Genomic DNA, 11,687 nt, shown 5'->3' with positions numbered 1-11,687 from the left:
GCAAGGAAGATAAATGCGATGCAAGATGGTTATTAAGGGCTCTTGGGCGTCTTGCAGCAGTTCATATCAAGCATATAAGAGCGCCACTAAGCATATTAAAACTCATTTCTATCGAGCCCAGTCATCTAGTATATTATCTGTAATGGAGTATTATAAGACTGTGTTGTCCTAACATATTAGCTCTATGGTAAATTGGTCACATCAGTCGCTTATATACTTGGAGAGAGCCACAGAAAAAAACTAAGATCTATCACTAGATAGCACTAACCAGTTTATCTAAATAACGCTAAAACTCATTCTAAGTCTTTATCTTGGTTATTTCTCTTAAAGTCACTCAAAATATCACTTATGCCGGATTAGCTTTATCTGATAATACATCAGATAAAATAAAGCTAGCATGTACATGCCCCTAAAGGGAAAAAGTCTTAGTGGTTCTGAGTATATTCTAATTATTCTTGTTTACTGTGGTATCGAGGCGATATTGATATTAGGTCTTAAGAAAATCTAAAGATGCTACTAGGGCTAGATAATAATATTTATCGTAGCACAGCCTAAATCAGACAATTTTGTCACAGCAAGGCTGGTGCGGATACTAGAGAGTATCGCCGATATACTAGCGTAGTACGTAAGTCAATGCCGAGTTTATCCCCCTCCCCTCTCTTTGGGGGGGGGGGATAAAATTGTGTTGCTATCGCCGATCGGATTCCTACCGACAGACAAAGCATTAATTTATCAATGGAATATATCGCATCGTACTCAGCTACTCTACGCGCTAACAAGCTAATCTTCATCACTGAAGCGCCTGGTGTGATTAACGTTGATAAAAACTATCACGAAAGCTATCGCTCGACGACAAACAGAAAATTTATGAATTCCATATAGATAACCTGGAATGCGCTTATTTGAACCCTTATCTAGAGAATAAAATTCTAAGCATGCCTCGGTAGCATTTCATGTTTATACATATCTTATATTCTAGACAGAAGCATTTTGCTAGAATTATTTCTGCACGACGTGATCGGACTAATGATCTCGTACAAGAATCTAGAAAATCTACGCAAAACAGTACCAAATAATGTGGGGGGGGCAACTTACAACTGATCGAGCCTCTTAGGATAGAAAAAACACTGGTGCGACGAGACCGATATCAGATCGAGCGCGACAGCGTGTTTTCGGATGCTCGGCACTGTACTAGCCCCCCCCAAAAAAACGGATTGGCGAATGGCATGCTTCATCGTATCACTAGAGGCATAAGGTGCTGGTGATACGCTACTCAAACATATCGAGCAACGCGTCAGAGCGAGCGGATTGAAACGATTTGTGCTAATAAACCGAGCCGAACACTGCTTTCTTTAAGAAGGGGTTTTATAAAAGAAACGGTTAAGAGTCTGCCTAAAGATTAACGTCGTTGATATAGCTAGCAGCGCAAATCACTGTGCCTATTAATCTACTCTAAGGATAAGGATGTATAAAAGAGCACCGAAAGATTTTATTTACTATCCTACAGGAGAACTTAAATGACTCGAATGGTTTACTGCGTAAAACTTGGAAAAGAAGCGGTAGGATTAGATTTTCCTCCGTTGCCCGGCGAGATTGGTAAACGAATTTTTAGCTGTATCTCTAAAGAAATATGGCAAGCTTGGCTTAAACAGCAGACAATGTTAATCAACGAAAACCGCTTGAATATGATCGATCCGCATGCGCGCCAATACTTATTAAAACAAGCTAAAAAATTCTTATTTAGCGAAGACTCCGACATTGTATCCGGATAGGCCCCCTCCTAACGGCTAAATTATAGAATACCGGACTCCAATTAAGCGGCATTTAAATGCTATTCGTTATGAGTAAACATCGTATGTTTAACTCTTATATGTATGTTTAACTCTTATATATTAGATAATCCGTATTCTGTACTAGAGCATCAAAATAACGTAGAGGCAACGCATATTTACGCTATTCACACAGCGTTTAATTTCCTTCATCACTAATATACGCAATAGCGGATTACATGCAAGTCATATATCGGCGACTGGGGTACAAGCTTTGGCTTCAGTTTTTGGAAAAAGGATATCGCAAAATCTAGCTTAATCGCTTTCCGTAAGCGCTTTGATCCCGTAGAAGAAATGGATCTCACCAGATAGTCCAACTTCACCAAACATGATTAACTATTGGTAAAATGTTATACATTGAGGCTGAATTGCGAGCAACATGGCCAAATCTGTTACTAACTTGGCAAGTCTTAACTTCATCAACAACATTGAGGAAGATATCTTAATAAAAGAATGCAATACTGCTTGCCTGTAAAAAACCGCAAGTAAATCACAATCAGATTTTGTTTAAAACCTACAGCTAGTCGGCCGGTTTGATATACGCCGTATCGGCTATTGCTTGTAGAAGTACAAATAGCCGATACGGCGTAGCTAGCACGCACGAGCCAGGAACTGTATATTTGTACTTCAATACAAACAAAGCCGATAAATTAGCACGCTTCGTAGACTATGCTTTATCGTCGAGAACATGCTAAGTTTGCTAGCCATGCCGAAGCAGTTTTTTAAACTCTAGGACTAGCCGACACGACAAATAATTATCGACCTTGAAATATAGCACTGCATCTACAGTATGATCAAGCACTCGGGAATTAGCGGGTTCGCCTTCATTGGTTACGTAGCCGACTATAGCGATCGCGCGGCTACTTAGCGATTCTCGTTAGTTGTGTAGCACATTTTAGCACTTGTGCTATAAAGATCAGGCGGTAAACTTAATATTTTTAGGTAGATAGTCATGATCGAATAGATACTTGCAACTTTTGCAATTGCATCTCATTCAGAAACTGAAATGCTGGAATATGCCGCATGAAAACGCGATTGGAAGTGCTTAAAACGGCAGGGTTGCACTCTCCAATAACAGTTGAGTGGCGCAGCACATCTATCACCTTGATATCGGCCAGTTTACACGCTGGCTTATTCTTAGTAAGAGCTTAGCAATGATCAATAGCAATCTAGAGAGTATTCTAATTATGACAAAATGAGCACTGTTCTCGCTACTTTTGCAAGTGAGAGCTACTGTCATACAGACGGACACCTCTTTATTTTTCCGACGCTCTACTCAGCATTATTCGACACATACTTGTACCCGTTGTGCGATCGCGCACATTAATTCATAACCGACTGTTCCGCATGCTACTGCGACAGTATCAATCGGTATATTGTTTCCCCATAGTTCTACTGAACTGCCAATAGCCGAATTTGGACATAAAGATAGATCTACAGTCAACATATCCATCGAAACTCGACCGACAATTCGTGTGCAAACCCCATTAACTAGAACCGGTGTGCCCTCAGGGGCACACCGGGGATAGCCATCTGCATAGCCGCATGCTACAACACCAATACGCATACGCTCCCGCGCCTTAAATATTGAACCATAGCCTACACCCTCTCCCGGTTCAACCGTTTGAATAGCAATCAATTCCGAACTCAATGTCATTGCCGGCTGAAGTCCAGAGCCCTGTATCGAGGCTAAAACGCTCGATGGCGACGCGCCATACAACATAATGCCGGGCCGCACCCAATCAAAATTCGCATATGAATGCCATAGAGTCGCAGCCGAATTCGAAAGACTGCGCGCGCCCTCAATGCCATGAGAACCATACTTAAATATTTCTAATTGGCGTCGAACGCTGCCCTCACCTTCGGCATTCGAGAAATGAGTCATAAGCGTAATCTGCCCGATGCCACTACACACTCTTGCGCGTTTCCATGCGGCATAATACTTACTAGCTACATAGCCCAGCCGGTTCATACCACTATTCATCTTTAAATAGATATTGATCGGCTTCGAGAGACGTGCTGTCTCTAACATCCGTAGCTGTTCATCGCAATGCACAGTGGTTATCAGACCATAGTGGTCAATTGTATCAATGTCTATTGAACACCCTGCCCCCTCTAATAATAAAATTGGCCCAGCCCAGCCTAATTTACGTAACTTAACCGCGTCCTCGAGCTCGAGTAGAGCAAAGCCGTCCGTGGAACGCAGACTAGGAAAAACTCGCTCTAAACCATGCCCATAAGCATTGGCTTTAACAACAGCCCAAATCTTTGATTTGGAAGCGTAACCGCGAGCAACGGCAAGATTGTTAGAAAGCGCTGTAGTGTGAATTGTAGCAAGGAGGGGGCGAGGCATAAATTTAGGTGCCTTAATATCGCTGCGAATCAACTATTTAAGTTCGTAATTATTAGTTTGGACTTTTATAGTTCCGCACTATAAGGTCATATACACAACTAATATTAAGCATTAAGAAAGCTCATTTCGTAGATTAGCTCAATAGCGACTGCAAAATATAAATCCATATTAACCTCAAATGAAAAAGATCTTTTATTTTTCCAAATAGGATACTTCTAATAGTTTATATAGATTTTTTTGAAAAGAGTTTAAGCAATAGCTTCTATGACGATGCCTCCAGAAAATTGTTCAAATATATACATTTTACGTCATACCGATTGTCTGATTGATACTTTATATGTTTACAGCACGAAAGTATGTGCTATTTTTTGGCTAATACGAACAAAATTATTGCTGTTTGGTTATATTGACTTGTAAACATTCAGTTCTAGATTTCTACAGTAAGTATCAATTATCACCTGAAGGTGGTGTCATAGGTAGCGCTGATTAGTTTAGTTAAATATACTTATAACTGATTTATTTTATTTATCATCTGATTAGATAACATTATAATGCACGATTATTGTGATTATTCATATATATGCACTAGCTATATTTCTAATCAGACTGCCCCTTAGTTCTGCAAAGTGCTTCAGCATTTTGTACTTCTATGTTATCTGTAGTGTGGGCAGTCTGTGGGAATTATGCAGATGGATAACAATGCTTTATAGATAGTATCAATGCATTTTCTTACTATGACAATAGTATTCTGCATAGTAAATACTACTTTATCTAAAAGATATAGCATACGCATGCTGTCTATATAGTAAAGGGCGGATGCCAATCATATTTTTATTGTGGAGTGTATATAATTCTTAATGTCTTAACAATTGCTGGATCTGATCCGGGCGGAGGGTCTGGCATACAGGCTGATCTTCAAACTCTTTCTGCATTGGGTGTACGGCGCTACAGTGATTACAGCCTTGACCATTCAAAACACGCAAGGCGCTATAGCACTGCATCCAGTAGCTGATCATATCGTTGCTGCGCAACTAGATGCGGTATTCAATGATCTGCAAATCGATGCAGTTAAAATAGGAATGTTAGCGAATGTGACTAATGTACTCACAGTTGCTTCGGCAATAAAGCGGTATAAAACTGCGTATGTGGTGCTTGATACTATATACGCGCATCTAGCGGATACGAATTTCTGGAGCCTTATGCATTAACTGCGCTACACGAGAGATTACTGCCACTATCTAGCATTATAACGCCTCACTTACATGAGGCAGCAGCACTGCTTAACCAGCCAATCGCTACTGATGAGGCGTAGAGAGATGACACACCAAGGAGATTTACTACACGCGCTAGGAGCGCAAGCGGTACTAATCAAGGGAGGGCATTTAGGTAACTACAGTCCAGATTGGCTTATTGAAGCAAGTGGCCATACACGGCTGTCTAGCGTTCGACTGACATGGAACCGGCTGTACATTATCCACCGTGATTGCCGCACTTCGTCTACAGAATCAAGACTAGACTGACGCTGTTAGTAATGCAAAGATTTATATAAACCAAGCATTACTTCACAGTACTCGACTTTCAGTGGGACTAGGTCCCGGTCCAGTGCCCCACTTCCGCACATTGGGGTAAATGTTTCGATAGAAGAAGAAATCCTCACAGGATACCCTAAACATGATAAAGTTACAAGAGTAACATGGATATTGTTTAGAGTTAGACAGCTCACCATAATCGTACGATAGAACACAGCAGAAAACGATTGCAGAGCTACCGAGACCTAACTTGATCACACACTCGAACTCAGCAAATACGATCAAGCTAGATTATAATGATTCATACATAGTGGAGTGCTTCCGATAGACTGCGCGAGCCAAACATAAGTCGCTCCATGCTTTGTGCTTATCCTCTAGACTGCGCAGTAGATACGCTGGATGATACGTAACAATCACCGGTACATCTTCATACTTATGTATCCGCCCCCTTAGCGAAGTCATATCCGCATTAGTCTTCAAAAGACTATAAGCAGCAAACCGCCCGAGTGCAATAATTACTTTTGGCTTGAGTAGTGACACCTGTCTTTTCAGGTAAGGCTCGCATTGCATTACTTCCTGGAGCTCTGGATTTCTATTGCCTGGAGGACGGCATTTTAGCACATTCGCGATATAGAGATTATCACCGCGCAATAGTTGCAGTGCTCGTAACATATTGTCTAATAGTCTTCCAGACTGCCCAACAAACGGTTTGCCTTGCTTGTCCTCAAGCTCACCTGGCGCCTCACCGACTAGCATCCAATCGGCTGTCTCATCGCCAACTCCGAAAACTGTATTAGTGCGTCGTTCGCATAGACGACACAGCATACAACCTGCTACCCGCGTTTTTAACGCCTCCCAATCCAATATCGACACAGGTTGTACAGGTTCTACCCCTGACACAGCCTCTAGCGTCGATCCGATAGCCATGCTATTCCGCTTACTCATTGCGGTTTGAGATAATGAGTAAGCAGATTGCAACCCAACGAGGGCGTTCCTGGCTGAAATAATGGGTGTAGCCAATTCTCTCGGCGCATTTAGCACTTTTACTACGTTTTTAACTTTATCAGGTGTATTAATACTTTCAATTACTCCACTAACTTTAGTTGCCTTACAAGCTTTACTTGATTGCCCAGTCAAGCTATCCTTGAGCGTTAATATATTGCTTTTTGATCGTAAGTCGTTAATCAACCTATGATTTACTTGAATACGTGTATTCCTCGAGTCACGGAATACCCACAAAGAAGTGATGCCAAGCTCTTCTAAAATCATATTAAGCTGCGCCATAAGCTCGCTTCCATTCCATTCTCGTCATGCACCGTGTGATTTTCCATATTTATCACCTGTTTTATAGTAGCCAGCTATACAACAAAACAGTCTTCTATAGAAAGCGATACTTAGCTATACTGTCGTGTCTTATTATAGTAACTGGCGGTTTAATTAACATCTCAGAATGTACTCTGTAACGCATTACAATTGCATCCTCGCGACCGGAATGTCGTTCAGCATAGTAATTCTTGCGTTTACCGATTTTAATAAATCCAAAGTGATTATATAGACGCATAGCACGCCAATTAGATTGACGCACCTCAAGTAACATGCATCTAAGCTGCTGCATACGCATGATTCGTACTGACTCGCACAACAAAGTTAGCCCAGATCCTTGACCTTGAGCACTTGGCGTTACGCATAAGTTCAGTAAGTGCATCTCGTCCACGCTGAGCATTAGTACACAATAGCCAACCAACATCCCCGTGGCTTTTCTTAAACAAAGCCCTAATTGGTTATTTCGTAGCGAGTCCTCGAAATCGCTTCTTGTCCAAGGAAAATCATATACATTACGCTCGATCGCCACAACCTTATCAAGATCGCTATCAGTCATCAGCTCTAGATAACACAGAGTCATCAACTCGAAACTCCGTAACTCATTAGGACCTCCTTTTCGGGATCTTCAAAAATGTATACAACTCAGGCTCTTTCTCTGGTAGTTAGGGCTACCTTGTCGCGCACATATTCTGGCACAGCCAAATGTGCAGGTAACGTACGGCCAGCTATAAAAGAACACCACCCCACTAGCGATAGAGCGTGAGCGTGTGGCATCGCTAAGGTATCGATCACACTAGCTCGCGTTACTGCAGGTAGCATATCGCCAAACACGGATGATGCATTACCAGCAAGTGTAAATGGCTCATCTGGAACTAGTACGCAGGTGGGTGGGGAAAGCGCCGCAGAATGATGTACCCGCCAATCCTCGAGTGTGTTATCCCATGCAAAGTCGGCCCAATAGACCCCCCCCATCCGAGCGTCGATTGCTACAAGCACGCGTCGAATATCTGGATCCGAAAATCGTGCGCGTTCTGCGCAAGCAAGTAACGTGCTTACTGGTACCACCGGAATATTAAGCCCAAACGCGAGGCCTTGTGCCACACCCGCTGCTGTTCGCAGGCCAGTAAATGAGCCTGGACCAGTACCAAAGGCGACTGCAGAGCAATCATCCAAGGTGAGCTTCGCCTCCTCCAATACTTCGCATATCGCAGGTAGCGCACGTTCACTAGAAACCGGTCCAGTACGATCATGGCGGCTAATTACGCATGGAGAACTAGCGGCACGAGGGAAATAAAACACAGCGACTGAGCAAAAATCGGTCGAGGTATCAAGGGCGAGCAAGACTTGTGACATAAGGCTTTTTATTGTTCTACGTGACCCACATTAAATTGTTTAAGAAGTCAATTTCGGAACATATTGACATGCCCAGACTGTACTGCAGCAACTTAGCATAATCAAATATCTAAAATAGTGCGTAGTCAGTTTATACATGTGGTGAAATTAAGAATTTATATTTTCACAAACTATCTAGCAATCTACAAAATCTAATACACAGAAGAAAATTTAGTTCATGATATTGAATAGACACGCAATGTTTTAAAATACTTTGAAAAACACATTTCAGACGAAATTAGCTACTAGCTATAATACAGCATCCTACTTTCTGCGGTTGTATCCATCTGTACTACTAAATATAATACAGTCCTTACTTACATTAGCTAGCACCAAGTAGAAAGTTCGGATACAATCAAAGCTCGCGTGTTCACGGGCTAATGTATAACTTACCTAAATCGCGCGGTTTTTCGGCGCTTTGCTCCAATCCCCGTTTAGAAACTGTCTCCATCCCACCTTTGCTAAATTTGGGTGCGCTTGTAGACCCAGAAAGGTTCGCGGTTCCGCGCTAGGCGGTCCGCGCGTCCACAGGTTCTAACATCAGCTCGCATTTTGCGAGCCATGCCCGTTTTTCGATCTGATGAACAAGTGTCGTTCATCGCATTCGACGATTGTGGCTGCCGATTGGCGCCTCTCGCATTTTTCCAGACTGGTTCGTGCTATAGGCTTGAACCTCATAGGATCTTCATGACCTCGAATCCCCCCTCTTCACTTAATGTGCCTGCTTGTGAATTTTTCGATAACAATATCCCAAGTATGATGCAGAATAACTTACAGACAGTACAAAGTCTGGCCTCTGAAACTATTCTAACAACGGCGGGCGACCTATCCGATACTATTCGAGTGCCTAATGTAATAGTCGCACATCCTTACTCTTCATCGCCTATAGCTATCAAAATTTCACAGTCAAGGGGGGTGCGGTGAATAATAATACTCTTTTGTATAGCAATAACTTTGCGGCACTTGGTCTGTCTACAGAAATTGTCTCTACATTGATCGCTGTTGGCTATCAGGCGCCAATGCCTGTACAGCAGCATGCGATACCCGCTGCACTCGCTGGCTATGATCTTTTAGTATCAAGTCCAACCGGCTCTGGCAAAACGGCAGCATTTATGCTGCCGGCAATCGAGCGCTTTGCACAAATGCAGAAAGCCGGCACGCTAGGTCAGCGTGCGAGCTATCCTGTGCACCAAATGCAACGTAGTGATCGCGATAGAGGCTCGCGTCGTCATACCCGAGAGCAATCTATCGCCAAACCAGCACTGCTAGTGCTTACACCAACGCGTGAACTTGCAATGCAGGTTACTACTGCAGCAACTACCTATGGAAAACACCTACGGCGACTACATACAGTTAGTATTTTAGGGGGGGTCCCCTATGGCCAGCAATTAATGCTATTGGCTAAGAACCCTGAAATCCTAGTTGCTACTCCTGGCCGACTTATTGATCATCTCGAACATAGACGCATTGATTTGTCCCAGTTAAAAATGTTAGTGCTTGACGAGGCCGATCGCATGCTGGACATGGGGTTCATCGAAGATATCGAGACTATAATTAATCACACCCCAATTACACGGCAAACTCTGCTATTTTCGGCAACTCTTGACGGTAAAGTAGGTTCGCTAGCGCAGCGCTTTCTTAGCAATGCTAAACGAATAGAAATCGGTCATGAGCCAGAGTCACGCGCAAATATTGCGCAGTCTATTCATTATGTTGACGATCGCGCTCATAAGGATCGGCTACTAACGCATCTGTTGGCTGATAGCGCACTTGATCAAGCTATTGTGTTTACTGCAACAAAAAATAACGCGGACTTAATATCCGCTAAGCTATCCGAAGATGGTTTTGCCTCCGCAGCATTACATGGGGATTTACCGCAAGGTGCGCGTAATCGGACAATACGCGCATTGCGTGAACGACGAGTACGCGTATTAGTTGCGACAGATGTCGCTGCGCGTGGAATCGATGTACCTGGTATTACACATGTATTCAATTACGATTTGCCAAAATTTGTAGAAGACTATGTGCACCGAATCGGTCGGACCGGACGTGCGGGGCGTAGCGGCATTGCTATCAGCCTTGTACATCATGCTGAGATTGGCATTCTTAAACGAATTGAGCGATTTGTACGCACACCCTTACCTATTAGCGTAATTGCTGGATTCGAACCAAAGCGCACACCATCTACGCATACACTAGCACGTCGTAGTAATCCGACACGAAGCCATGGGCGCGGCACTTCCGTATATCAAGGAAGAGGAATAAATAAGGGTTACGGAAATCCCCGGAACAGTTCAGGTGGAAATAGTCGCGAAAGCGGATATCGAAAGGCGTCCGGTGACGCTCTCATAATTAATAACCGCAGACGGACTAGTTTTTCAGATTTGAGATCGTCAGCGCGTTATCGCGCTGACGATCGTCGTACATCACGCCACGACGATTAACTAAATAATGCGCGGGCTATAAACCCCGCGCATTCCACGGTGTTTACATTCTGTAAAAGTATTTTACGCACTTTAACTATACATTCTAATAATATTAATTAAATTTCACGCACTCCCGAAGGAAGTAGCAATAGAAATAATAAAAGTATTTTTTAAATCTTATTAAATTAAAGGATTATTTATTTACATAAAATGTATTAAAACTAATTTTCATACTTGGATAATTCGACTTATTAGTTTTTAAACATATCAGTGAATATTAGTTAGTAGTTTTAAAAACTTACTGTTTTTAATTCTGTAATTTTCTAAAAGCATTAATTTAAGTCAACTCGGGATATTTTAATATTATTAGATAAAATCTATAAAAATAAATATTTTACTAATAAATCTGTAGCTAAAATCTTGCCCTGTACCTACATTTTATGTATATAGAATTATATACGGTTTAGAGTATATGCCGCACGTAATTAAATTTAGTTAAAAGATGCACGAAAAGACATATAATACTAAATTATCTATTCTTTGAAACTATTTACCATAATCTATTATATTGTTCTGGCTTTCTAATATTAAATTCTTTCCGATTAATCTTGTTGATAACTATGCTAATAACTAGATAGTATCTGCTTTTATTTAAAAAAATCTGAAATTTTATTAGATAATAAGCATTATTTATATATTCAAACCATAAAATAGATAATAAATAAAAACGAAGGTTGCTATCGTTAGATTAAATACGAGATCCTAATTTTAGAAACTTTTAAAGTTTTTTTGATATATACTCTTACCAAGATATAAGCGTAATATCTCTATCATT

The 11,687-nt window shown here is 41.7% G+C and carries 8 protein-coding genes and 1 pseudogene; 3 read left to right on the top strand and 6 right to left on the bottom strand.

The window, feature by feature from the left end; translation table 11 throughout:
* Nucleotides 1-569: 569 nt before the first annotated feature.
* Complete coding sequence (locus GKR41_RS00150) at nucleotides 570-791, bottom strand: hypothetical protein (RefSeq protein ID WP_226809544.1); 222 nt, start codon at nucleotides 789-791, stop codon at nucleotides 570-572.
* A gap of 726 nt (nucleotides 792-1,517) precedes the next feature.
* Between GKR41_RS00150 and GKR41_RS00145 the strand changes: the two genes are divergently transcribed.
* Entirely contained in the window at nucleotides 1,518-1,772 is a 255-nt protein-coding gene (locus GKR41_RS00145; protein WP_226809543.1) for an oxidative damage protection protein, read from the top strand.
* A 1,339-nt stretch (nucleotides 1,773-3,111) separates the two neighbouring features.
* On the opposite strand, the gene alr is transcribed toward GKR41_RS00145, so the two are convergent.
* The gene (gene alr, locus GKR41_RS00140; RefSeq protein WP_226809542.1) at nucleotides 3,112-4,182 is read right to left on the bottom strand and encodes an alanine racemase; all 1,071 of its coding nucleotides are present in this window, start codon (nucleotides 4,180-4,182) and stop codon (nucleotides 3,112-3,114) included.
* A gap of 847 nt (nucleotides 4,183-5,029) precedes the next feature.
* Here alr and thiD point away from each other — a divergent pair.
* Nucleotides 5,030-5,811 (top strand): annotated as a pseudogene (gene thiD / locus GKR41_RS00135) (bifunctional hydroxymethylpyrimidine kinase/phosphomethylpyrimidine kinase).
* 191 nt (nucleotides 5,812-6,002) lie between these two features.
* Here thiD and GKR41_RS00130 read toward each other — a convergent pair.
* The 4 genes from GKR41_RS00130 to GKR41_RS00115 form a co-directional block, all read right to left on the bottom strand.
* Nucleotides 6,003-6,995, bottom strand: coding sequence for a uracil-DNA glycosylase (locus GKR41_RS00130; protein WP_226809541.1), 993 nt, complete (start codon nucleotides 6,993-6,995; stop codon nucleotides 6,003-6,005).
* Nucleotides 6,996-7,089: 94 nt separating this feature from the next.
* A complete protein-coding gene (gene rimI / locus GKR41_RS00125) occupies nucleotides 7,090-7,614 on the bottom strand; it encodes a ribosomal protein S18-alanine N-acetyltransferase (protein ID WP_226809540.1) in 525 nt (174 codons plus the stop codon).
* A gap of 62 nt (nucleotides 7,615-7,676) precedes the next feature.
* Entirely contained in the window at nucleotides 7,677-8,387 is a 711-nt protein-coding gene (gene tsaB / locus GKR41_RS00120; RefSeq protein WP_226809539.1) for a tRNA (adenosine(37)-N6)-threonylcarbamoyltransferase complex dimerization subunit type 1 TsaB, read from the bottom strand.
* Between the two features lie 500 nt (nucleotides 8,388-8,887).
* Nucleotides 8,888-9,025 (bottom strand): hypothetical protein, encoded by a 138-nt coding sequence (locus GKR41_RS00115; RefSeq protein WP_226809538.1) that lies wholly within the window; start codon nucleotides 9,023-9,025, stop codon nucleotides 8,888-8,890.
* 321 nt (nucleotides 9,026-9,346) lie between these two features.
* On the opposite strand from GKR41_RS00115, the gene GKR41_RS00110 reads away from it, so the two are divergent.
* Nucleotides 9,347-10,870, top strand: coding sequence for a DEAD/DEAH box helicase (locus GKR41_RS00110; RefSeq protein WP_226809537.1), 1,524 nt, complete (start codon nucleotides 9,347-9,349; stop codon nucleotides 10,868-10,870).
* Nucleotides 10,871-11,687 lie beyond the last annotated feature (817 nt).

The organism is Candidatus Vallotia laricis, from assembly GCF_020541325.1.
In the GTDB taxonomy this organism is placed as follows: Bacteria; Pseudomonadota; Gammaproteobacteria; order Burkholderiales; family Burkholderiaceae; genus Mycetohabitans; species Mycetohabitans laricis.
The sequence above is the reverse complement of the archived record's forward strand: the minus strand, read 5'-3'. Positions and strand labels throughout refer to the sequence as shown.